Below are 24,191 nucleotides of genomic sequence, written 5' to 3' on the forward strand. Positions count from 1 at the left end.
TGCCAGACATCCCATAAACAGAATCATTACAAAAAATAGATTTCTTAAGTTGCAATTAAGGGTTATAAAATAAATTACAATAGTAACACATAAAATAAGGATAACCCCTAAAAAGTTTGCATGCCCTAACCCTTTATTTATAAGTTGAAGAAGGATGCTTTGAAATAGAATAATGAAAACAACCGTATACTTATTTTTAATTTTTTTTTGAAGAACTAGAGTAAGAAAAAAGTACAATATGTAACATTCTAGTAGATTAATTGAGAATTCATAAGCTCCCCATAAAAAGCACATGTATACCACCTCCTAACGGAATAAATTATGACAGGAAATTCTCCTAACTTCATTCACACATGCTCTGCTTACAGGAATATATAGATTTATTTTCTCCACACAAATTTGTTGATTTTTGTAAAATGAAATTTTCTTATTATTTACAATAAATCCTTGATGACATTGGGTAAAACAGGTCATATCTAAATGATCCTTTAAGTTCTTAAAACTTTCATTAAATTCTAAATTTTTACCCTTGCACACAGCAATGATTTTCCTCAAATGTTTTTCAAAATAGTAGATGGAATCGTATTTAATGTTGTAGATACCTTCTTTAGTTTTGATAGTTAGGTCTTTTTCCTCTTCTGCATAACGATAGGTAATTTTCAGCTTTTCGGATATTTCTTGAAATAAATTTTTAAATCTCTCCTCCGTAATCGGTTTGATAATGTAGTCAAAAGCCTTTATGCCAAAAGCATGCAATGCATAATCTTTAAATCCTGTAATAAATATAATGATTGCATTTTTATTAAGTTCTCTAATTTTTTTTCCTATTTCCAGTCCATTCATTCCTTTCATTTGGATATCTAAAAAGCAAATGTGTGCAGGCTTGTATTGTATTTGGGAAAGTAATTGTTCACCACTGTTAGAACAAATGATATGAAATTTTTTTTCTTTGTTGAATGATTCCATATATTTTTCAATAACTCTTACTTGAACAGGTTCATCATCACAGATTGCAATTGTATATTTCATAAAAATCAACTCCTTTTATACGTTACCATACAATGTAACATCGTACTTGTTATTAGGTTTCCCGCTGGTTCCTATTGAATATCAAACATTTCTTTTAGCAATTTAAAGTGGAGTATCACCTTTTTCTATAAATTCATTTATTGAAACATTTTTGCTAGAAATTACAGAAGAAATCCCAACCATTCTATCATAATAACTTTGCTAAATTAGGGGAATTCTGTCATATTCTACATTAAAAATAATGTTACCCACTGACGATTGGCACAAAAAATAATGGATAAGCAATAAATGCCTATCCATCATAAACCGCTGAATTTTTAAATCTTTTTTATCTTATTATTCATGAAAATCATACCTTAAAATTCTAGTTCTTAAAAAAAGAAAGTTCTACATTTATTGACTTTTTTAAACAATGTTATTATAATAAACAGTGTTCACAAAACAACATATAGGAGGTTCAAATTGTTAAAGGCGTTTATATATAATTTCTATATAATGAAAAGAGGTAAAAAAATTATGATTTGGATTTTAGCAGTTGTTGCTTTATTTATTTTATGCATATTGCTATGGTTTAATATTCCTTATTCACCCATGAAATCAAAATTCTCAAAGTTAACGAGTTATCAGATAGCAAAAATGAAAACTCAAAATGGGATTTTTACCACAGCGAATATTTCTAAACTACCTCCACCAGTTCAAAAATATTTTAAATATTGCGGATATATTGGCACACCCAAAATGTCCAACATGAAAGCCTATTACTACGATGTTGATTTTGTACTATTGGGTAAACCAAAGCTCAAAATCAAATACACCCACTACAACTTTGTAGACAAACCAGAAAGGATTGCATTAGTTGATACAAGTATGTTTGGTATCCCTTTTGAGGGTATTGATAAATACCAAGCTGGAGTAGGTTCTATGAAGGGCGTTATCGGAAGGGCTATAACTTTATTTAATGAAAAGGGTGAAGCCATGGATAAATCATGCCTTGTTACTTACCTTGCGGAAGGTTTATTAATGCCAAACAGTTTTTTGCAAGACTTTATTACTTGGGAAGAAATTGATGAAAACCACGCAAAGGCTACTATAACCTATTATGGAATATCAGCAAGTGGAATTTTCACATTTGATGATAATGGTACTATCACAAATTTTACTACAGATGATAGATCATATACCGATGTAAATGACAACATACAAAATGCAAAGTGGTCAGCAGTTTGTGCAGATTATAAAGATATGAACGGAATAAAGCATCCAACAACTCTAAAAGCTGTATGGCACTTAAAAACAGGAGACTTTGTGTATTTTGATAGTAGGAATATAGACATAAAATATAATATTATAAAGTAAATCTAATTAATAAAATACCAGCTACAAATGTAGCTGGTATTGATAATTTATTATTGATATATAATCAACATATTAATATTTTTTACTATAATTATTAAAACTTTGATAATTCATTAAATGCTTCATGCATAATTTCTGCATTTTTATTATCTTCAGCCTCCAATAGAACATTCCAATCCATATTCCTCTACTACTTTTTTAAAGTTATTCATAGTATCCTCATCTGGCGTTTTAATTTCCTGTCCCATTATATAATCTAATCCTAGGTTCTCATACTTATTAGCCCCAAGCTTATGATATGGTAATAAATCTAAGTGCTTTACTATCCCTAAACTTTTTGCAAACTTAGCAATATCAGATATGCTGTTTTTATCACAATTAAATTGTGGAATAACAGGTACTCTTATAATAAGCTCTGTGCCAAAAGCAGCAATTTTTTTAGCATTTCTTATTATTATTTCATTACTTACATAAACATGTTTTTTATGTTTTTCATCATCTAAATGTTTTATATCTAAAAGCACTAAATCAACTAAAGGAATTATCTTATCTATTGTCTCTTCACTAGCATAGCCTGTAGTTTCTATTGCAGTATGCCATCCCATTGACTTGCAAGCTTTTAAAAGTTCAATTGCAAATTCTGGTTGCATAAGCATTTCTCCTCCAGATAATGTAACTCCACCTCCAGAACGTCTGAACTGAATAGTTTCTTTCTTTAGTTCAGTCATTACCTTCTCTACAGTAGTTTCTTCCCCAGATTTCACAATACCTCCTGGATAACAATTTTCAGCGCAAAGTCCACAACTTGTGCATTTTTCTCTATCTATTCTTCCAGGTCTTAGCATATCAATTGCGCCTGCTGGACAATTTTTTTCGCATTTTTTACACTCAATACAATTTTTTTCATTATACATAATTTGAACTAATGGATCCTGTGATTCTGGATTACTACACCAATCACATTTTAAAGGACAACCTTTAAAAAACACTATTGTCCTAATCCCAGGTCCATCATGAATAGAAAAGCGTTGCATATTAAAAATTTTGCCTTTTTGCTTATAATTAATTCTTCTTATCGGCATCTGCTTTTCCTCCTTTTAGAAAGTTTGTTCAGTTCTCTTTATAATATCATCTTGAATTGCTTTATCTAATGTTATAAATTGCGCACTATAACCGGCAACACGTACTACTAAATCTCTATATTTGCTTGGATTCTTTTGTGCTTCAACAAGAGTTTCCTTATCTATTATATTGAATTGTACATGCATACCCTTTTGATCGAAAAAGCTTCTAACAAGTGACGCTAAATTATTTAATCCAGTACTTCCTTGAATTGAACCTGGATGGAATTTTTGATTTAATAAAGTACCATTAGATGCAATAAAATGATCTAATTTAGCTACTGAATTTATAGCGGCAGTTGGTCCATTACTATCTGCGCCTCTAACTGGAGATACACCATCTGCTAATGCTTCATGTGCTTTCCTACCATCTGGAGTTGCTCCTATAAGATCACCAAATAGGATGTTAATTGCTGCTGGATATAATCCCGCATGGAAATTACCGCCTCTTGGATTTTTATGTTTTGCAACTTCTTTGCAGTAAATATATGCTCCTTGACTTGCTAATTCATCAACCTCATCAATATCATTACCAAACTTAGGTGCTCTATGAATTAACATTTGTCTTAAGTCCTCAAAATCTATCTTTGAAGTTGAATCTTCTTGACCAAAGTTAGTATCTAAAGCTTCTTTTAAATCTTTTAAAGTTATCATTTTAGTATCAAATACAAGCTTTTTAATAGCTGCAAAAGAATCTCCTACATTCGCAACACCAACACCTTGTGGTCCTGTAAAGTTATAATGTGCTCCGCCTTCTTGAAGTGATTTACCATCTGTTATACAGTCATCAACCATACAAGATAGGAAAGGTAATGGAGCTCTTTCTGCATGAGCAATATCAATAGAATTGTCTGCCACTGATAATTGATAAACAAAGTATTCCATTTGTTTCGTATAAGCTTCAATAATTTCTTCAATAGACTTGAACTGTGTAAATTCTCCAGTCTTAGGTCCAATTTGTTTTCCATTACTCATACCATTATTTATAGTGACTTCTAATAGTCTTGCTAGATTAAAGAAACCTGAATCATGCCATCCCTCTGTTTTACCTGGTTTTTGTGGTTCAACGCAACCAATAATTCCATATTCTCTAGCATCTTCAATTGTTAATCCATTACTAACTAATGCTGTAATTACAACTTCATCATTATAAAATGCTGGCATACCAAGGCCTAATCTGCTTAACTCACAACATCTTAATAAGAATTCATCGGGAGTTTTGTTCCATATTCTTACTGAGAATGAAGGTGCTGCTAATCTTACATGAGCTGTAGCATCTATGCACATGTATGATAAATCATTTGTAGAATCTTTGCCTTCTCTAGTTTGTCCACCTACACATAGGTTTTGAAACAGTGGGTATCCACCAAATGCTCTTGTTGATACTTCATCACGAACTTTGTTAATATCATTTAATTTAACCCATACACAATCAATAAGTTCTTGAATTGCATCTATGTCAAAATTTCCTGAATTTAATTCTATTTCATAATATGGGTACATATATTGATCAAATCTTGTTGGAGAAATAGAATGTCCATTTGATTCTATATTTATAACTGCATGTACAAACCAGAATGATTGGCAAGCTTCATAAAAATTAGTTGCTCCATTTTCAGGTACTGTTTCACAGTTTTTAGCTATTTGTAATAATTCTTTAGCGCGCACGTCATTAGATTCTTTTGAAGCCATTTCTCTAGCAAGCTTTGCATATCTATGTGCATAATTTATTATGGCTTTGCAAGAACATATGATAGATTCCCAAAATAGTTTTTGCTTAATATATTCAGGATTTTCTTTATCAGCAGATGCAATTGCACATTCAACTTCTTCAATAATTCCTTTATATCCTTTAGCTAAAACCTTAGCGTAATCTACAGATACATGTCCTACTCCATTAAGATAATAGTTTGCAACTGTAAATACATTTTCATTAATTGCATCAATAGTTTCTGGATACATATATGAAGTAGCAAGTTCATTAGTAGTTTTGCCTTCCCAATAATTGAAGACTTCTGTAAGTTGTCCTTTTGCCTTTTCAGTAATTTGGAATGAATCACCTTTTCTCTTTCCTATGGTTTCAAATTCATCTTTAATCCATTTATTTGAGAATTCAGGAAAAATTTGAGCTGATCTTGCTTCCTGAGTAAGACTTCCAACTACTAGCTCTTCATCTCTTATAATAATAGGAATTTCATTTAATATCTTTTCAAGTGCTCTAGCCCTACGAACTACTGCAGGTTGTCCTTCTGTCTCTTTAAATGATTCTGTTATTAATAACGCTCTATCAACTTCAATACATGGAACTGCTAAAAGTATTTGTTCCTTTAATGCTACTATCCTCTTTGTTGGTTTACTAAATCCATCTTGTAGAATATACATATTAAAACTTCCTCTCTTAATATAATTTTTTTATTTAACTACTGTTTACAATTTATTAAAACATCTTCTAAAACGTAAGAATTTGTTAAATTTATAACTATCAAAGACATATATAATTTATAATATGTCCTCGATGATTGCATCAAGGACATATTATAATTGTTTTAATTTATATTAAATTATCTTCTTCGAAAATATCGTTAAAGAGAATTATAATGCTGATTTAAATAATTCAACAATATCTTTCTTGTTTCCTTTTCTTGGGTTACTGAATGCATTACCATCTTTTAATGCCCATTCAGCCATATATTCGAGGTCTTCTTCTTTAACTCCTTGTGATCTTAAGTTAGTTGGAATTCCAACATCATTTGCAAGTCTAAACATAGCATCGATAGATTTCTGAGCTGCATCTAGTACTGAAAGTCCTTGTATATTTTCACCCATGAATTCTGCTATATCAGCAAATTTCTGTGGATTTGAAATAACGTTCCATTTTTCAACGAATGGAAGTAATATAGCGTTAGCTACTCCATGAGGCATATCATAAAGTCCACCTAATTGGTGAGCCATTGCATGTACATAACCTAAGTTAGCATTATTGAATGCCATACCAGCAAGCAGTGAAGCATAACACATATTTTCTCTAGCCACTAAGTTTTCTCCTAGTGCATAAGCTTGTCGTAAGTTGTTTGATATTAATTTAATAGCTTGGATAGCAGCAGCATCTGTAACAGGATTAGCATCCTTTGAAACGTATGCTTCTATAGCATGAGTCAAAGCATCCATACCAGTTGCAGCTGTAAGTCCTGCAGGTTTTCCAACCATTGTTAGTGGGTCATTGATTGAAACTGATGGTAAGTTTCTCCAACTAACTATAACAAATTTAATATTAGTTTTAGTATTTGTAATAACGCAGTGACGAGTAACTTCACTAGCTGTTCCAGCTGTTGTATTAACAGCAATGATTGGAGGAAGTGGATTTGCAAGAGTTTCTATACCTGCATAGTCAACTAATTCTCCTGGATGAGTTGCCAATATACCGATTCCCTTACCGCAGTCATGTGAGCTTCCGCCACCAACTGTAATAATCATGTCACATTTTTCATCTTTAAATATTTTTACGCCTGCAATTGCGTTTCTATCCTTAGGATTTGGTTCAACATCATCATAGAATACAAAACTAATTCCTGCTTCCTTTAATGAAAGTTCAACTTGTGCTACTGCACCGCCCGGAAGACTACGAAGAAACTTATCAGTCACTATTAACGCTTTTTTTCCACCTAAAATTTTAGCTCTTTCGCCTACTACTTTTACAGCTCCGGCTCCCATAAAATTAACCGCTGGTGCTAAATAATCATACATTCTCATATATTATTCCTCCTTAGTTCTTTTAAACATTGTAATTTGTTGAATTGTAACCTGAACTCTATTTTAAGGTGATATTAACATTTTCTTCACTGTTAACACAGCCCTTGTTAATTTACTAACTATCTAAAGTATAAGCTTGTATAAATAAATTTTCATTGAAAAATATTGCATTCTTGTAGAAAAACATTGCTCACTTTATGTAAATTTCCACAGTAATTTGTCGCATTTAGTGTTTTACACGAAAAAAATAGCACTAGTTTTAGCCTAGTGCTATTTTTCTACATTATATTCATCTCTATAAACCGCCGGGGTTACCCCTTCGATCCTTTTAAATACTTTTATAAAGTAACCACAATCCTCAAACCCTAAATCCAATGCTAAATTGCTTATTGGGACATCAGACGCCTCAAGCAACTCTTTAGCTTTTTTAATTCTCACTTTATTTATATAACTCGAGAAATTATCTCCAATACATTTTTTAAAAAGCTTACTAAAATAACTAGGACTAATGTTACACAAGGATGACATACCATTAAGGGTAATTGCGTACCTATAATTCTTTTGTATATAATCTAATGCTGGTTTTAAAATAATATCGCATTTATTCTCACGTTTTATATTATTTTTATCTTCACTAAAATCTAAGTTAACATTATTCTTTAAATTTTCTTCCACTGTTTTCACTTTATTAGCCTTTTTAAATTGTAAATTTGTCGTCTTAAATGAACCCACAGTTAAAATTTTATCATTATGTTTATTTGAAGTTATTTTTAATAAGGCTTCTTCTACAATATAGTTACTAATATGAAAAATCATGTTGGCGACAGATTTAACCCTGTCCAAAGTCATCATAGGTAACTTTTCATATAAAACTTTAAGTTCGCCTTCTTTTTCTAATTCCATATTAAAATATTTATTGTTAACTATTTGTTCTAAATCTTCCTTTTCTTCATCTTTAATAATAACTTGTCCTGCCATTACCGCACCGAAGTATTGTCCATCTATTACAATAGGAATTGCAAGGTCTATTACACCTACATGACATATATATAGATATGGTCGTTGTAATCTAGCAGCCTCGAGTCCTCCTCTAGCGTCACATTTCTCACAAAGGTGACCCACGTCTAGATGCAATCTTACAAATTTACAAAATTCACTACACTTACTATGTGTAGTAATCCTTTTACCTTTATAATCAACCGTCACCATAGCAATGCCGGTTACCTCCGCTATATTATCCTGGATTTTTTGAAAATTATCTACATTAATAATATTATCTAGATGCAAGAAACCATTCCGCAAAATACTTCCTCCATTCATTTATAAAGGTATTATAATTAAATCATCTCTAAATTTCACATTATACGTTTTGGATCTTAGAATAAGTTCAAATAGAAATATTTTGTGCTTTTTTTACGACTATTTTTCTATATAAGTATATTACCATCAAAAACAAAAAAATAGAAGCTAATTTTTATTAATTACCTATATCAGTGTGTATTTCTACTATAACATCACCACACTATTCACCGTTCTTAACGCAGTTTTTTAATATTAGTTATTTTAATGAAAATCCCTCCCCAAATTTAATATAATAAAAAACCCATAAAGAACATAACTAAAAGTATGCCCTTATTGGGTCCCATACGTGTTATATCATTTTACTAATTTTAAGAGATTTTGCTCTTCTAATTCACCTTTTATTATATTAGAAATAGCATTATTATTTCCTATACTATTAATATATTTAATAAACTTTCTATTTGCATTAGATAGGGTGATATTGAATAATTCAAAAAAACTCACTTTAAAATCCTCTTCTTTTAGTGAGCAATAGAATAGCTTGAATTTGTCGATACCAAAAAGTGAAATAAGATAATCTACAAATGCCCCAGCAATAGGATAAGTTATTAAATCACTATACTTATAAAAATTTTCATCAATTACTAAATCTTCTATATTTGCATACAAATCATTATCAATAAAAAATTTTACCCAACTGTAATTAGGTATACCCAAGGAAACTTTGTCAAAACACAATCTTAATTAAATTATAATTACCACTTACATAATCTTTAATTTGTCCTTTTCTATGAGGAACCATAAGAAAGGGTAATGCCTTCAATTTAAACCACTTTATTATTAGGTATGGATTCAATCTTCATATGTTTCAAATGTACTTGTAGATATTAATATTATTAACTATAGTTTCTACATATGTATCTACACTCCTTCTAAATTCTGATTTTTTTCTAATAGATATACTTCCTTATTTCACCCATAAAGTTTTAAAGGAAATGTGTATTATAAGAAAGAAGTATCTTAGTTAATTAAGATACTTCTTATCGTATTAAAAAGCCTATCCATCATACTCAACCATTGCCTCTTTTAAATTTCTTACTCCTCAATAAATAAAGCCAATTCTTTGTTAAATCTATCTTTCTCATCATAGAATAATGCGTGGCCACTGAATTCAAATGGTACAAGTTTAGAATTTTTAATGCCTTGTCTTTGTGCCTGTCCTAATGGGAAGAGACAGACTTTGTCATGAATACCATGAAGAATTAAAGTTGGAACACTTATTTTAGAAAGATCAAAAAATAAACGTTCCTCGCCTAACCAACTGGTTGAAGTTGCCGCAGTGGCCCAACCTGCTGCTTGTAGTCCTAATTGAAAAATCCAATCTGAAAATGCCTGGGTTATATGCTGAAAGAAAAATATGTCTCCAAATCCCCTTAACATTTTAGGTCGATCATTATATGTTTCCTTAATCATATCTTTGACAACTTCCGCTTGCAATCCATAAGGGAAATATGGGCGCTGGATAAGGCTGGGTGCTGCTGCTGCAAAAAGAGCTAGTTTGGATACCCCGTATTCATTGTGCCTGGACATGTATCTAATAGCAATTGCTCCTCCTGTTGAATGTCCCGCTAGTGTAAAATTCTTTAATTTAAGTGCATCTACTACCCCTCGAACATCGTCTGATAACCTATCATAGTCATAGCCCTCGAACGGCTTATCGGATTCACCGAATCCCCTCTGATCTATACCGATACACCTGTAGCCCATCTTTGGAAGTTCATTAAACTGATATTCAAACAACTTATGGCTTCCGGGCCAACCGTGAAGAAACACTATTGTCTTTTCACCCTTAGGGTTAATATCTTCTACATAGATTTTTACATTTTCTTCTACTCTAATATAATATCCCACTAAATACCTCCAATAATAATCTTACATTCATATATTATTCTATTGGAGACAATTATGTTAATTAATTATTTGCTACACCTCTTTCTTCTCTATAACCAATATTTTTATTTATAACCACATTTTACAAGTATCTTTGTGCTATTCTCAGAATTTTTCTCGTTTATCATTAATACAGGTCCAGTACAACCCATTCCACTTTCGCAGTATATGCCTTCCTTCCAAAGAGCAGCACATGCATCATCGAGTTCTAAAATGTCTATACCCGGTATAGCAAAAGTAACTACTTCCTTTGAAGGCATCGCAACTTTTTCTTCTGATGATTTTCCACTTTTGCTTAGTATCCCATCAATTAACTTTTTAATTCCAGCTTTTTCTGCGGCTTTATATTCATTCCCCGCTACTATCATAAGGTTATTTTGTGCACACTCAAAGCAATATTTAAGTGCTTCACAAATAAGAGGTGCACCAGATGCCCTTGATATTATGTTAATAATCTTATCATAGTTTTCTCCAACTCCTGGACCATATCCATAACCTGAAGTTTCATAATCTCCACCAGTTGTATAAGATGAAAGCATTTTAATAAGAAGGTTTCCAGTAAGTGAATCGCAAATTAGTACATCTGGAGTTCCTGCAAGTACATCATTCCCTCTCATCATTGGTCCACCATCTGCTCTTAATGAATCGGCGAATTCAAAATTATAACCAGACTTTTTTAATTCACCTAAGTTTCTTTCAACTTCTCTTGCTCCATCAATATTTAAAATTCCTACTTTAGGATTTTTTATTCCTGTAGCTTTTGCAACTGCAATTCCACCTATAGCATTTTTAATCATGGCTTCTACCCTATTAGTTGAAGTCGCCCCTGTAGTTGTAGCTATTATCATGTCGCGTCCTTTTGCCGGAGTAACTGCCATCCCCACTGTAGAAACTCCTATTGGAAAATTAAAATGTTGGGTAACACAACCTTGGATTTTCCCTTCCTCCAAAAGTTTTAACATTTTATTGTGCCCGTCCTCTGCAGAAGCTACTTCAACTACTTCAAATTCACAGTCAACCTTTTCACCTATCAGTACAATATCAAAGCTGCCATACTTTTTTGATGCTAGTATGCATGCTTTTAACATTTCAGAAATACCATGCTCCGAGCCATATGTTGTTAGGCCTATTTTAATTCTCTTTTTAAAGCTTCCACTTTTAATACCATCTGCTATTTCATTAAAAGCCTCAGCTATAGCCTTTTTTGTTTTTATGTTTCCCATAAAATCACTCTCCCTACAATCATCAATTATTCGTTCATTAGCATTTCCGCAAATTTTTTCATGCTGCCGGCTATCATAAGCTTTAGTTCTTCATTTGAAACTTCAGCTCCATCATCTTGCTTTCCGGAATTCTTTTGCACAAGTACTGAAACTCCATCAAATAAATTAGTCATTCTTCCAAGGAACAAGCTTCCTTTGCCAATTAACATAAAATTATTCATTCTTCCTTCCAATATTGCACTAATTCCATGTCCAACTATTGGTACTGCTGATGGAATATGTCCTTGTGTTGGAGCAAATCCGGGATAGCCATGCTTTTTCACAAAGCTTGGAAGTTCTTTTCTGTCTAATTGTCCGTTTTTAACAGCAAGAGCACCGATCATTTTATAGTTTTGAGTTGGTACATCTCCGGCTCCAGCAGGCTCCGTTATATCGGGAGTTTGAAGCTCTGGAGCGTATTTATCAACATCAGTTATTTTCATTCCAGCATTAGTTAACGGTTTTAATACTAAAGCTTCAAGTACAGCTTGAGGTGCTGAGCCATCTCCAATTGTATGTTTTCCAATGATATCTGTTCTTATTTCAGGGCTTATGCCATCATTTTCTGTTATAAGTAGTGCGAATCCTCCAAGGCAATCCTCAAGAATTGGAAGTCCTTTTTTTACATGGTCTCGTCCATTCATTCCAAGCTTTGAAGTACATCCGCCTGCAAAAACTATAACATTTTTGAAAATTCCTGATTTTACTAGAGCAGAAGCATTTATTATTGCATGAACAGGTGCAGCGCAAAAACCTCTCATGTCAATACCAGTTGCTCCTTTAATACCAGCAATTTCGCCACATGCTTTGGCAAGATTGCCTCCCCCTCTTTGATTCATATCTCCTACTGCTTCTTCAGAGCATTCAATTAAGTAATCAACTTCGCTTACATCAATTCCGGTAATCTTAACTAACTGCATTAATGCAAGAACACCTGATGCCTTAACAGCAAGGTTTTCAAGCATAACATGTGCCGAAAGATTTATATCTACATCATGGGCTTTTTTTACACACCCAATTAGATCATCACCAAGATACAACCCCTCTGCATCTTGAGTATCGACTAATTCTTTTATGTTGACTATAGCCTCGCCAACGCCAAGTGCTTCAACTTTTACATTAAGCAATTCATGATTCGCAAATTTTTCTCTAACACTTTGCGTAAAACCTTTTTCTAAGACTACTAAATCGAATACATCTGAAACCTTAAGCAACCCGTAAAATTCATCCTGAGGCATTATTTCTCCGAATTTTCCTATTTTTTGAGCACCTTCAATTTTTGAATTGTTCCAAGGTCTTTTAATTTCTAAAAGCTGCTCTGGAATTATGTTACCTATATAAGTTTGATTAGGAGGATATGCTACTACATCCTCAAAAGTTCTTAAATGATTTTTTGCCTCTTTTAAGAATTCTGAATCCGGATTGTTTTTTCTCTCAACTGCAGCTGTTGTTCCGCAATGCATTACCATATCTGGAGTGTTAATAAGAATATAAGATGCTTTTTTAACTACTGGAAAGCTCATTATTTCATTCCTCCTTTATTTAAATTAACAAAAGTGAAGATAAACACCTTCACTTTTGCATTTTTTAATAATAGTTTATTCTTCAAAAACCTTTTGCCCATCAACTTGGGTTTCTAATGCTTTAAGTGCTTTAGCTACCAGTTTATATCTAAGCTTCATTTCAGCTTCCTTCTCTAAACTAGGGTTTCCTAGTGGATGTGGGATAGCTATTGTCGGTACTATTCTATTTGCTCCAACTGTAAGTGAAATTGGAACTACTGTGCACATGTGGACTACTGGAAGTCCTCCACGCTCTATTTCTTTAACGAGTGTTGCACCGCAACGTGTACAAGTTCCTCATGTTGACGTTAATATAACAGCATCCACACCATCAGCTAATAATTCCTTTACAATTTGTGCCCCAAATTTCTTTGAATTGGCAACGGATGTACCATTTCCAACCGTAGAATAAAAATATTTGTGAAGCGAGCCTATTTTTCCTTCTTTTTCCATTTCTCTTAATACATCTACTGGAAGAACCCTATCACAATCAGAATTTGCATAAGTTGGATCAAATCCACCATGCGCAGTTTCATATGTCGCCTCTGTTAAATCGTCAACACCGAAAATGTCATATTTACCAAACTTTGAAGCACTTGAAGATTCAATATGGTCAGGGTTGCCTTTTGGAACTATTCCACCTGATGTAACTAATGCAATTTTAGCTTTGGTTATGTCTTTTATAGCTGCATTTGGCTCTACCCTATCAAATACAGGCATTACAAACTCAGTTGCAAATTCGTCTCCTTTAAGCTTCTTAACGAGCATATTAACAGCTCTTCTTGAACCTCTAACTGTATCAAAATAATTCTTTCTTATTCCTCTTTCAATATAACCTTCCTCTGCAGGTGATCCTATTTCTTCACCGTGAACAAGTTTTAAACCAAGCTTTACCATAGCGGGAAGTGCTTGCCTCATACCAACCGCACTATTTCTAGTCTCAATTATATATGCGTCCTTTTTATATATGTCAGCACCAGGATTTTCAATATACATTGCTGTAAGCACAGGAACATTTAATTTTTCTTTAACTTCTTTTGCAACAGCGCCACATGCCATTCCGTATCTTCCTGCATTGAAAGCTGGGCCTGCAATTACTAAATCAGGGTTGTAACTTTTTATCATTTCAATTACTTCAGCTTTTGCTTTTTCTAGATTTTCATTGAAATATGAATCTCCGCAAATAACAGTAGCAACTATTTCAGCTTCACCTTTAAAAATTTTGTTTAGCCCCATTCCAGGACCAACGAAACCCTCTCTTACTTCTGGTTTATAATTTGCCTCTTCTTCTCCGCCTATACCAGCATAAAACTGATTTATATAATGAACTACCTTAATCAATTGGGTTTCCCCCTTTTCTCATATTTTGAATTTACTTTTTAAACTTAAAATTAATATTTTGAAAACTCATCTCTTATTGTCTTTACTTCCTTAATTATATCGTCAACGTCTAGAACCATTTCCATCATTCCACACTGCTCATCATAAACCGTCGCATCACATTCATCCTTTATTTCTGGCTCAATCATATGATAAACAGCAAGACCAAGTTCAATTCCTGCAAGTGGGCCTGCAAATGTAGGGTCCCCTGCAGCTACTGTTTCAGCTGAAAGTCCTGAAGCTTCTGCTTCTGCTCCACCAAGTATAACTACAATGTTTTCTGCACCATTCTTGTCTGCTAATTCTTTAACTCTTTTTTGGATCTCCAGATCCATAGCACCAGCGGCAGTTCAGACAAAGCATTCTGTTGAAGCAAATATTACTTCTGCTCCTGCAGTTTTTACGCTTTCTTCGATTGCTTGACCTGGTATTCCATCTCTATCACCTATAGCAATTACTTTTTTACCTTTTAACATTTATATCATCCTTTCTATAAAAAAATTAGTACCCTCTTGTACTTAAAGTATTATATCCAACTTCGCTTGTTGCTCCAGTAATTACCTGGATTTCAGCTTCAATTGAGCCGTCCTCTCTCAAACTTCCAAAATGTCCTCCAGCAATAACATTTGCATTTTCCGGATGACCGATAATTTTCTTCATTGTGGGAAGTACAATAACTTCATTTGCATTTCCAGCAGTTACTACTGCATCGCCCTTAGGAGTTGAATCTGCAAGTGATTGTGAAGCTCCATCTTGACCAGCATATTCATCGGTTATTAGTACTGTTTTAATTCCTAGTGCTGAAATCTTGTTACAATTCATAACTAAATCTGCGTCTGGATTTCCAAAACCCTCCTCAGAAATTATTACTGCATCTGCACCTAAATATTCAACTAATTTTGCAGTATAGCTTGAAGATCTTTCTTTATCTGCAAGGTATACAGTTTCATTAGTTAATACACATCCAAGGAAATTGTAGTCAATACCATGTCTCTCATACAAATCCTCAATTACAGGATGATTCATATGAACATACGATGGGTTCTTATCACAAGCTGAAACACAGTTTCCTGAAACAATAGCACCATCAAATATTTCCGTTGGGTATATGAATGTAGGTATTATTTTCTTTGCATCAACTCCATATACATAAGTGTCATGAAGAAGCCCCTGACTTTGAAGCATATATACATATATTACTTTAGGAAGATCAGGATACTGTTTTACCTGTTCTAAAAGAGGAAGTGTTTCGAAAGTCTTAATTTCATCAGCCTCAAGTTCTCTTGCACATTCACCAAGATATGTTGCAGCCTTAAATCCAACCATTCTAACAGCTTCTTCGTGATCATGTGGAAGTACGCTTTTCTTTGCTTCACATGTTATTACAACGTTGTTTAATTTTGAAAATGGTGTATATTTAGCACCAATTCCACTCATGTCAATGATTCCTTCCTGGAACCCAACAATATTTCCAGTAGTTACAACAGCTGCGCCTTTCAAAACATTTGTTCTTCCATTTCCAACTGTATCAACCTTGCTTATAAATCCTGGAAATATCCCACCGCTACCTGATACCTTTACCCTTGGCTCAATAACGTCTTTAACTGGAATTATTCTTGTCTCATCTCCGGGTCTTGCAATTTCAATGCTAATACTTTCAATTCTTTCATCTCCGCCTATATGTGCAAGCAGTTCTTCTTTATTTACAAAAAGAACTCCCTTTTCAACCTTTGTGCAAGTGCCAAATTGAACATCATTAATTTTAATTTCACCAAGTTCTAAACGCAAAGTTTCCACCTCCGAAATAGTTTAGCCATTTATTACAATGTTTCATAAACGCTTTTAATAAAATTCTCTACATCATCAATTGTTTCGATGTTTTCAGGGGTAATAGTGCTTATTTTTTCGTTATTTTTATAAATTATCATCGTTGGGAGTCCAAGTACTCTTTGAGATATAGCGAGTCTTCTAGAACCACCGATATTAAGACTTGCAAATTTGATTTTATCGCTATATTTGTTTTCTAGTTCGTGTACTCCAGGCATAAGTTCCTTACATACTTCACATTTGTCACCCCAGAAATCAACAAATACTGCTTTTTCAGAATAAGATACTACTTCCTCATCAAAATTTTCCTTTGTCAAACTAATCATTTTAAATACCCCCTAATTTTATTTATTTGCTATATATACTTCTGCAGAAGTTGCTGCTATTGCGCCATCAGCTGCTGCAGTTATAACCTGTCTCAAATTCTTGACCCTAATATCTCCAGCTGCGAAAACGCCTGGAATGTTAGTTACCATATCATCATTTGTCATTACATAACCACTTTCATCCATATTGACCTTACCTTTGAAAATTTCTGAAATAGGAATGTATCCGACAAATACAAAGCACCCATCAACCTTCACTTTTTGAACTTCGCCTGTTTTAACATTTCTGACCTTAAGGCCTTCAAGTATTTCATCGCCTTCTGCCTCATCTATAACTGAGTCGTATATAAACTTGATTTTTGGATTAGCAAAAGCTTTTTCTTGAATTGATTTACAAGCTCTTAATTCATCTCTTCTATGAATAACTGTTACACTATCTGCAAACTTTGTGAGATAAATTGCTTCAGTTATGGCGGAATCTCCACCGCCATTTACGGCTACATCGAGCTCCGTAAAGAAATCAGCATCACAGGTAGCGCAATATGAAATTCCCTTGCCCCGTAGCTCATTTTCATTTTTAAAACCTGCTAATCTGGGATAAGCGCCTGTTGCAATTACAATAGTTTTAGCCTTATATGTTTCTTTTTTGCATTTAACAGTTTTTATTTCACCTTCAAGTAAAATATTTTCTACAGTATCTTTTGCAAACTTTGTACCAAATTCCTCGGCTTGAGTTCTCATTCTTTTAATCAATTTTGGACCAGTGCACTCTTCAATTGAGCCAGGATAATTTGCAAGTTCATCTGTTATTGCGGCCTGTCCTCCAAATTTTCCTCGTTCGATTATTATAGAATCAAGTTTTGACCTTGATGCGTAAAGCCCTGCCGATAGCCCAGCTGGGCCACCTCCTATAATTATAGTGTCATAAATATGCTCCATTTTAAGCCCTCCCAGTATATTGCATCTATTTTCAATTTAGACCATGACTTATAATATCGTAATCTATTAACATGAAATCATTTCGCACCGCATCTGACCATGCTGGTGTTCCCCTATCTTTAATGAATTTTTCAGTTGTGTGTATTGATTCTTCAATAAAATTAACTGACTGTAAATCTATTACTTCTTTTTTTGATTTTGTTATTATTACAGTTTTGTAGGGCGTTTCATTTGGCTTTATGCTACTAGAAAGCGGATGTGTGAGCAAAAGGTGTCCCTTATGAATATGATTTCTTACAGCTTTTAGTACATTCATTATTCCAGTACTTAAAAATTCGACTTTATATTTTTCACCAAATTTGTCTAGACATAATGGGTTATTAGTTACAATCAATACTTCTTCTATCAATTAATCCCCCCCTTACAAATACATTAATTCAATTTATTTCCGCTTGCGCATAAAAAAAGACAAAGATAAGAAGCTCATTTAAGCCTTTATCTCTGTCTTTTTACCTGAGAGAATTACTCCTTCGGTGCAATTGCTTTCCAGAGGTATATCAATCTTCGGTCCTTTTGCCTGAGATATTCATATTACAGCGCATGTAATACTTGGCCCTTCGGCTATCCATTTAAGGATGTTATATTAAATAACTAAGCTTAAGCTTAATCTCCCGAAAACATCATCTATCAATATTTAAAAGTTATTACAACTTTATTATAATCTTTTTTTTAACAATGTAAAGCTTTTAATTCAAATACTATCTATAAATTGAAATAATATCCATCTAAATCATTTATATTATAACATCTCTATAAATGCTGACATTCTTGTATTAATTTGTCCTATATCTGCTTGAGAATAATCTGTTTCAATGCTCATATATGGAATATTTTTCTTGTTCAAAACTCTTTTTAATCTAAGAGTTTCTACATTATACGTATGACAAGCTTGAAGTATTACATCTATTACTCCGTCAGCTTTATATTCTTTACATAACTTTTCTAACAAATCTATTCTGTTATCATTTGGAGTCATACAAGAGCATCCAATATTTAAATATTTTTCTGTTAAAGCGTAAAGAGGATCCTTGTTTTCATCAACCAATGTCTCTGTTGTTTTAGCTCCACCGCAGTTTTCATAGCATACCACTACTCCACCATTCTCTTCTATTGCCTTAATTATTTTTTCAGTTCCTTGTCCTAGAGGACATCCTGTAATAAGTATTCTCTTTGCATCACTCGAAACTTTTCTTTCCCCACTATTATACCTATCTAGTGACTCACTTGTTATGCTTTCAAGATCTTTTATCAATACTTCTTTATCCAATTTAAATCCTGCTCCAGATAGAACTTTATGCATTTCGTAGCCTGTAATTGCTGGTGGTTCTAGCTGGCCTAGCTCATAAAACTTTCTTAGAGCTACTCTTTCCCTATTTTTAAGCTTAATCGCTATTTTAATCTTTTCATCCGTAATTTCAACACCATAAAAATTTTCTAGACACTTCTTTAGCTTTACTAATTCATTGCTCCATAGTTTATAAGAATCCTCATCATTACAGTTTTGAGGAAGCTGCATAATATGAGTCTTCTTAATATCTGCTAAATATTCATACATCTTCTTCTTTCCATCACATGTAGTTTCTCCAACAATCATATCGGAAAAATAGAAAAATGGACATTTATCTGTAATTGCAAAGCCATAAGATGCTTTAATTAATGGGCATAGATTTCTTGGTAAATCCCTTTCGGCATCAGCTATAGGTTCCTCAGTCATACTGCATAATGAAACTGCAATAGCATCTGCGGCCATTATTATTTCTGTTGGTGTGAAAGTACAAAATACACCCACAACCTTCTTGCCTTCATCTTTTAAATTCTTGATGCTTAAAAAAGCATTTCTTCTTGCTTCACTAAAATCCTCAAATTTTTCTGGTAAGTTATTCATTAATATATCCCCCTCCGTTATAATGCTTCATTAGAATTTTCTTCAATTCTGCTTGCCATTATAGCCGCTCCAATAGCACCTGCATATCTTGCCATTTTTTGAGTAGCTACAGGTGAACCTAATTTTTCTGAAAGTTGATCCACAATAAATGGGCTATCGCAAAGTCCTCCTGTTAAGAAATAATTATGTGAATCAGAATGTTTTTGACACAGAGATTTTACTTTACCTGTAATAGATTCTATAACACCAAATGCAATATCTTTACGTTTTTTTCCACTACCAATAAGACTAATGACTTCAGATTCTGCAAAAACGGTACACATCGAACTGATAGTTGTTCCACTCCCCCTTGCGGCTTCAGTGCATAGTTCATCAATATCGAATCCTAGTGTTCCAGCCATTAATTCTAAAAATTTACCAGTGCCAGCTGCACACTTATCATTCATAGAGAAATTTGTAACCTTACCACTTTCAACAGTTATAACTTTTGTATCTTGTCCACCTATATCAATAACTGTACAATCTTCATGTAATAAGTAATACGCTCCAACTGCATGGCAAGTTATTTCAGTTATTGTTTTATCTGCATAGGGTACAGAAACCCTTCCATACCCTGTTGCAACTATTTTACTATTACTAGAGGTCATTCCTAGCTTTTCTATTGCTTGTTTTATTTCCTCAGCTGTTTTGACACTACTCCAACCTGTTGGGTAAATAAAAGTATTTTTAATTTTATCATGTTCAAGAATACATACCTTAGAAGCAGTTGATCCAATGTCAATTCCTATGTATAGCATGTCCTTCACCTTCACTTTCTTATTGTACATAATTAAAAAAATAATAAACCTCTAAACTAATCACATTTTTGTAATTCATTTTTATTCCCTCCATAATATATAAAACATAATATTATTTTACTATATTTACAGTTTATTCACAATGAACATTATGCATTATATTGGAATAATAACTTTTCTTCACGTATAGATTTCTGAATCAGAGTGTGTTACTGTTATTTAACTTTTTATAGTCACTCAATTTTTGCGTACGCTAACCCTTACATGGTTTGATTTGGTTCAAAAGAATCAATTCCAGTTAAGCCACGATACTTTTAATTGCATTAATTATAAAGTTGCTGTTAATTAAGCATCGGTGAGTGGACAATTTAGAGACTCACAAGTTAGAATTAATGGCACAGAATACATTCCACCAAAATCCAGTTAAATAATAGTAAAGGACAGAATAGAATAAATTCTACCTGTCCCTTAATTTCTGATTAAATTCTCTTAAAAATTGCCCATTGTGTACCAGTATATTCTCCAGAAGTATAAGGTGCCAAAGCAACTGTACCATCTTGGGTATGCCCATCTAACCATCTATTTCCTTCTATATTACCTAAGCATTCTAAAAATATTTTATCTCCAGGTTTCAATTTATTTAGAGAACATTCTACTAAAGTTTTATCCATTTTATTTTTACAATTAGGTGTACAATTACAATTATTGGATTTCATGCATTTTTATTCTCTATATTTTTTTAAACTACAATGTATGATATTCACAGTCGTACTAAACGGGACTAAATATCTTTAATAGTTTCTTTCTTAATTGTCCGTTTAATGCCTACTGAAAACACGGTCTTAGCAGGTCAACACAGTTTTGAAGACTGTTTAAATGCTTATCCTCACTGGCTTTCGCCAAACTGTCGCTTTGCTCCCTTTTTTTAGGTTGCTGTCCAGACCCCTTAGGCGGTAAACGACTTTAGAAGGAGCTTTATACCCTACTGAAGTTTTCTATTTGTTATAACATGTAACTCCCACTTATAGAAGTGGGAATCTTTCCTTCTGAAATGTCGTTAAAATCCAAATTCATCAACTATAGCAATATCAATTGTATAAGGTATTCTTACATACATTCCATTACTATCCTCATCATCTTGCATTACTAAGAAGTATTGTTTTGTCTTATCATAAGCCATACTCTTTAGTATAAACTTTTCTCTATAAGTTCTTTCTAATGGATTCTCTGATCTTGAATCACCAATTATAATATTCTCATTAGATATTCTAGCACCAATTTCATCTTCTAAATAACATTTAATTCTCTGTAATATAACCTTGTCTTGAATCTTTTCTTCCTGGAAGAATTCAAAATAGGTTATAATATTGGTTATTTTTCTTGTTATACTTGTTAATGATATGCTAGCCTTTCTTATATCATTAACGGATGATGTACTTCTATCATTTTTGAACTTAATTACTGGTACTACTACTTCCTGTAGCATTGCTCCACCATGAACGTAGTTAGCACCTGCACCTTGTACTTTAAATCTAGAGGTTCCTCTTGGCGATATAACATTTTTATTAGAGCCGACCCCTAACAAGTAATCCATACTAAAGGATACAGTTCCTTCTAATAAGCCCGTATTAGATGTTAATATAAATCTTCTGCTACCTTCACCATCATCTAACTTAACCCCTGATATCTTATCACTTTGCTCCATAACATCTCTTTTATAAAGATACCCATGATCTGCTGTAATAACTATACTTGCAGCACTTACCCTATTAACTAATTTATTAACTAAGGTAATAATCTCATTAAATGCAAGTTCTGATGCTGCAAATACTTCCCTTTCGGTTGATGCATTATCTCCTCTAGCATCTATGGTATTATGATAAATATAAACTACATCAAGTCCTATAAAGGCTTTTCTTATTTCATCCTTATCCATATCCATAACTTTGTCATAGGTAATTGCCAGTGAATTAGGATTTTCCATCTTTAAAATAACATTTCTGTTTTCAGTCCCATTGCTACTAATTCCATTTACTAATACATCATATTTATCATTAATTTCTATATTTTTATTTGGAAGTAAAGATGCCATACCCAGTTTTGTATAAGAAGGAAGTACACCCTGCATGTAATCAAGTTCTACCTTGCCCTTTCGCTCATTAGTAAGCATAGTAGTAAGTTCCTCTGCACTCTCATATCTTAAACCATCAGATATTATTACAAAAACTCTTTCTTTTCCATATTTAATAAACTCACTATAGAATTTATCCTGACATCTTAATCCTTCAATTCTCCATGTCGTTTGTTTTTCTAAGGAATTAAACCATTTAATAGATAACTCTTGCACGTACCAATTGTTATATACATTTTCAATTCTTTCTTTTAAATTACTTAATTCATCTTTTTCGGTGCATTTGTCATAATGATAGTAAAACTTCCTATAAGCTTTATCTATGTAATAATAATCCTTAACATAAGATTTAAACATATCGTAAGATGATTCGGTCTTTATAATTGAATCTAACTCTCTCTTCTTGCTTAATAGGTTTATAGCCCATTTTATTGCTTTATATTCGCTTTCATATTTTTTATAGAAATGCATAGTTCTCCTTGCACTTATAATATTTAAATACTTGTTATACTCCTCTACCTCATCCTTTAAAAGATTAGTAATTCTTCTAATAACCAGTTTATCAATTTGCTCAAAAATATCACAATTAATAAACGTATCCGAACTATTTTTTCCTAGTAACTTATCTATCTTTAACTTATCTGAAATAAGTTCTTGCATTTTGTCATAGTATTCTCCATCTTTGGTGCTGTTCATGAAATGATTTATAAACACTATGCAGTTAGTTGCTTTCTTTGATATAAATGTATCATATTGCTTTGGAAGTTCAAATTTAATTGTTTCATTCATATTTGTAACTAAAATCATAGCCATAAATCTTTCTAAACTTTTTTCGCAAAATCCATAACCATAATATTTAACTATTAAATTCCATAATGAGTCTAAATCACCAAACTTAGTTATATCCTCATATATCTTGCTATTTCCATCAAGGCATTCCTTTAATATAGCCTTTATTATTTCTTCTATATCCATAAGTTTTACCTTAGTTAAAACAGCAAGAACACCTATATGAACCTTTTCTTTTGTGTAACCTTGTATATTTAAATTTTTAAAGGCAATTATTCTTTCCTTATTCTTAAAGAAGGCATTATAAAGTTTAAACTCCTCTTTAAGGGAAGCATCCATAACCTTTAATTCTCTCATAATTACAATTGTCCTATCTGTCGTGAATTCTTCACTATAGAGAAAAATATCATAAAGAAAGTCTTCGCCCGGTCTTGGCTTTTCCATATTAGCATACACAAGTATATTGCTAGTTGTATCCTCTTTTTCTATATGGTACTTAGCCCAAAAGGCATTTTTATTTGTTAACTTAACAACCTTAATATTCTCTATATCAAAATTATCTATATCCTCAGTAAAATCTTCATTATTATCATACCAAAATACAATATGCCGTTTCTTTCCATCACCTAATGGCTTTGAAAATAACTCTTTTAGAAAATTTCTTATTTCTTGTAAGTTCATATATACACCTCTTTGCTAAAGTAAAACCTTTTATTTTAGGCTCG

20 protein-coding genes and 1 riboswitch are annotated in these 24,191 nt (G+C 32.7%); of the genes, 1 reads left to right on the top strand and 19 read right to left on the bottom strand.

Going from position 1 to position 24,191, the window contains the following annotated elements; all coding sequences use genetic code 11:
- Positions 1-306: 306 nt before the first annotated feature.
- The gene (locus ACWJJT_RS05550) at positions 307-1,029 is read right to left on the bottom strand and encodes a LytR/AlgR family response regulator transcription factor (protein ID WP_462954073.1); all 723 of its coding nucleotides are present in this window, start codon (positions 1,027-1,029) and stop codon (positions 307-309) included.
- 462 nt (positions 1,030-1,491) lie between these two features.
- On the opposite strand from ACWJJT_RS05550, the gene ACWJJT_RS05555 reads away from it, so the two are divergent.
- Positions 1,492-2,385 carry a DUF6544 family protein gene (locus ACWJJT_RS05555; RefSeq protein ID WP_462954074.1) on the top strand — a complete coding sequence of 298 codons (894 nt, stop codon included), beginning with the start codon at positions 1,492-1,494 and terminating at the stop codon, positions 2,383-2,385.
- A 152-nt stretch (positions 2,386-2,537) separates the two neighbouring features.
- Here ACWJJT_RS05555 and ACWJJT_RS05560 read toward each other — a convergent pair whose 3' ends face one another.
- The 18 genes from ACWJJT_RS05560 to pglZ form a co-directional block, all read right to left on the bottom strand.
- On the bottom strand, positions 2,538-3,467 hold the full coding sequence (locus ACWJJT_RS05560; RefSeq protein ID WP_462956320.1) for a glycyl-radical enzyme activating protein: 930 nt from the start codon (positions 3,465-3,467) through the stop codon (positions 2,538-2,540).
- A gap of 15 nt (positions 3,468-3,482) precedes the next feature.
- Positions 3,483-5,888, bottom strand: coding sequence for a glycyl radical protein (locus ACWJJT_RS05565; protein ID WP_165414188.1), 2,406 nt, complete (start codon positions 5,886-5,888; stop codon positions 3,483-3,485).
- Positions 5,889-6,098: 210 nt separating this feature from the next.
- The gene (locus tag ACWJJT_RS05570; RefSeq protein ID WP_165414189.1) at positions 6,099-7,256 is read right to left on the bottom strand and encodes an iron-containing alcohol dehydrogenase; all 1,158 of its coding nucleotides are present in this window, start codon (positions 7,254-7,256) and stop codon (positions 6,099-6,101) included.
- Positions 7,257-7,526: 270 nt separating this feature from the next.
- Positions 7,527-8,558 carry a PocR ligand-binding domain-containing protein gene (locus ACWJJT_RS05575; RefSeq protein WP_462953056.1) on the bottom strand — a complete coding sequence of 344 codons (1,032 nt, stop codon included), beginning with the start codon at positions 8,556-8,558 and terminating at the stop codon, positions 7,527-7,529.
- A 354-nt stretch (positions 8,559-8,912) separates the two neighbouring features.
- Positions 8,913-9,275, bottom strand: coding sequence for a hypothetical protein (locus ACWJJT_RS05580; RefSeq protein ID WP_462956321.1), 363 nt, complete (start codon positions 9,273-9,275; stop codon positions 8,913-8,915).
- Positions 9,276-9,653: 378 nt separating this feature from the next.
- Positions 9,654-10,469 carry an alpha/beta fold hydrolase gene (locus ACWJJT_RS05585; RefSeq protein ID WP_216303816.1) on the bottom strand — a complete coding sequence of 272 codons (816 nt, stop codon included), beginning with the start codon at positions 10,467-10,469 and terminating at the stop codon, positions 9,654-9,656.
- A gap of 104 nt (positions 10,470-10,573) precedes the next feature.
- A complete protein-coding gene (gene grdD, locus ACWJJT_RS05590) occupies positions 10,574-11,731 on the bottom strand; it encodes a glycine/sarcosine/betaine reductase complex component C subunit alpha (RefSeq protein WP_216303815.1) in 1,158 nt (385 codons plus the stop codon).
- A gap of 26 nt (positions 11,732-11,757) precedes the next feature.
- Entirely contained in the window at positions 11,758-13,293 is a 1,536-nt protein-coding gene (gene grdC, locus ACWJJT_RS05595; RefSeq protein ID WP_462956322.1) for a glycine/sarcosine/betaine reductase complex component C subunit beta, read from the bottom strand.
- Positions 13,294-13,368: 75 nt separating this feature from the next.
- On the bottom strand, positions 13,369-14,673 hold the full coding sequence (gene grdB, locus ACWJJT_RS05600) for a glycine reductase complex selenoprotein B (protein ID WP_462956323.1): 1,305 nt from the start codon (positions 14,671-14,673) through the stop codon (positions 13,369-13,371).
- 50 nt (positions 14,674-14,723) lie between these two features.
- Positions 14,724-15,188: a glycine/sarcosine/betaine reductase complex selenoprotein A gene (gene grdA, locus ACWJJT_RS05605; RefSeq protein ID WP_165413475.1), complete on the bottom strand. Its 465-nt coding sequence runs from the start codon at positions 15,186-15,188 to the stop codon at positions 14,724-14,726.
- Between the two features lie 25 nt (positions 15,189-15,213).
- Positions 15,214-16,500, bottom strand: a complete 1,287-nt coding sequence (locus tag ACWJJT_RS05610; RefSeq protein WP_462956324.1) for a glycine/sarcosine/betaine reductase component B subunit — start codon at positions 16,498-16,500, stop codon at positions 15,214-15,216.
- A 32-nt stretch (positions 16,501-16,532) separates the two neighbouring features.
- Positions 16,533-16,865: a thioredoxin family protein gene (locus ACWJJT_RS05615; RefSeq protein ID WP_216303811.1), complete on the bottom strand. Its 333-nt coding sequence runs from the start codon at positions 16,863-16,865 to the stop codon at positions 16,533-16,535.
- 18 nt (positions 16,866-16,883) lie between these two features.
- Positions 16,884-17,804, bottom strand: coding sequence for a thioredoxin-disulfide reductase (gene trxB, locus ACWJJT_RS05620; protein ID WP_216303810.1), 921 nt, complete (start codon positions 17,802-17,804; stop codon positions 16,884-16,886).
- Between the two features lie 31 nt (positions 17,805-17,835).
- The gene (locus ACWJJT_RS05625) at positions 17,836-18,213 is read right to left on the bottom strand and encodes a GrdX family protein (RefSeq protein ID WP_187351433.1); all 378 of its coding nucleotides are present in this window, start codon (positions 18,211-18,213) and stop codon (positions 17,836-17,838) included.
- A gap of 82 nt (positions 18,214-18,295) precedes the next feature.
- A riboswitch (glycine riboswitch) is annotated at positions 18,296-18,364 on the bottom strand.
- Between the two features lie 239 nt (positions 18,365-18,603).
- Positions 18,604-19,749 (bottom strand): double-cubane-cluster-containing anaerobic reductase, encoded by a 1,146-nt coding sequence (locus ACWJJT_RS05630; RefSeq protein ID WP_220286627.1) that lies wholly within the window; start codon positions 19,747-19,749, stop codon positions 18,604-18,606.
- A 17-nt stretch (positions 19,750-19,766) separates the two neighbouring features.
- Positions 19,767-20,546, bottom strand: coding sequence for an acyl-CoA dehydratase activase (locus ACWJJT_RS05635; protein ID WP_462956325.1), 780 nt, complete (start codon positions 20,544-20,546; stop codon positions 19,767-19,769).
- 479 nt (positions 20,547-21,025) lie between these two features.
- Positions 21,026-21,262, bottom strand: a complete 237-nt coding sequence (locus tag ACWJJT_RS05640; protein ID WP_462956326.1) for a hypothetical protein — start codon at positions 21,260-21,262, stop codon at positions 21,026-21,028.
- Between the two features lie 341 nt (positions 21,263-21,603).
- On the bottom strand, positions 21,604-24,147 hold the full coding sequence (gene pglZ / locus ACWJJT_RS05645; RefSeq protein WP_462956327.1) for a BREX-1 system phosphatase PglZ type A: 2,544 nt from the start codon (positions 24,145-24,147) through the stop codon (positions 21,604-21,606).
- Positions 24,148-24,191: the final 44 nt, after the last annotated feature.

The sequence above is a fragment of the Clostridium sp. CM041 genome, assembly GCF_055081035.1.

Bases quoted from the DNA above. Each gene is read 5' to 3' on its own strand.
- pglZ (WP_462956327.1), bottom strand. From the start codon at position 24,147: ATGAACTTACAAGAAATAAGAAATTTTCTAAAAGAGTTATTTTCAAAG.
- ACWJJT_RS05640 (WP_462956326.1), bottom strand. From the start codon at position 21,262: ATGAAATCCAATAATTGTAATTGTACACCTAATTGTAAAAATAAAATG.
- ACWJJT_RS05635 (WP_462956325.1), bottom strand. From the start codon at position 20,546: ATGCTATACATAGGAATTGACATTGGATCAACTGCTTCTAAGGTATGT.
- ACWJJT_RS05565 (WP_165414188.1), bottom strand. From the start codon at position 5,888: ATGTATATTCTACAAGATGGATTTAGTAAACCAACAAAGAGGATAGTA.
- trxB (WP_216303810.1), bottom strand. From the start codon at position 17,804: ATGGAGCATATTTATGACACTATAATTATAGGAGGTGGCCCAGCTGGG.
- ACWJJT_RS05570 (WP_165414189.1), bottom strand. From the start codon at position 7,256: ATGAGAATGTATGATTATTTAGCACCAGCGGTTAATTTTATGGGAGCC.
- ACWJJT_RS05615 (WP_216303811.1), bottom strand. From the start codon at position 16,865: ATGATTAGTTTGACAAAGGAAAATTTTGATGAGGAAGTAGTATCTTAT.
- grdD (WP_216303815.1), bottom strand. From the start codon at position 11,731: ATGGGAAACATAAAAACAAAAAAGGCTATAGCTGAGGCTTTTAATGAA.
- ACWJJT_RS05560 (WP_462956320.1), bottom strand. From the start codon at position 3,467: ATGCCGATAAGAAGAATTAATTATAAGCAAAAAGGCAAAATTTTTAAT.
- ACWJJT_RS05550 (WP_462954073.1), bottom strand. From the start codon at position 1,029: ATGAAATATACAATTGCAATCTGTGATGATGAACCTGTTCAAGTAAGA.
- grdC (WP_462956322.1), bottom strand. From the start codon at position 13,293: ATGAGCTTTCCAGTAGTTAAAAAAGCATCTTATATTCTTATTAACACT.
- ACWJJT_RS05630 (WP_220286627.1), bottom strand. From the start codon at position 19,749: ATGAATAACTTACCAGAAAAATTTGAGGATTTTAGTGAAGCAAGAAGA.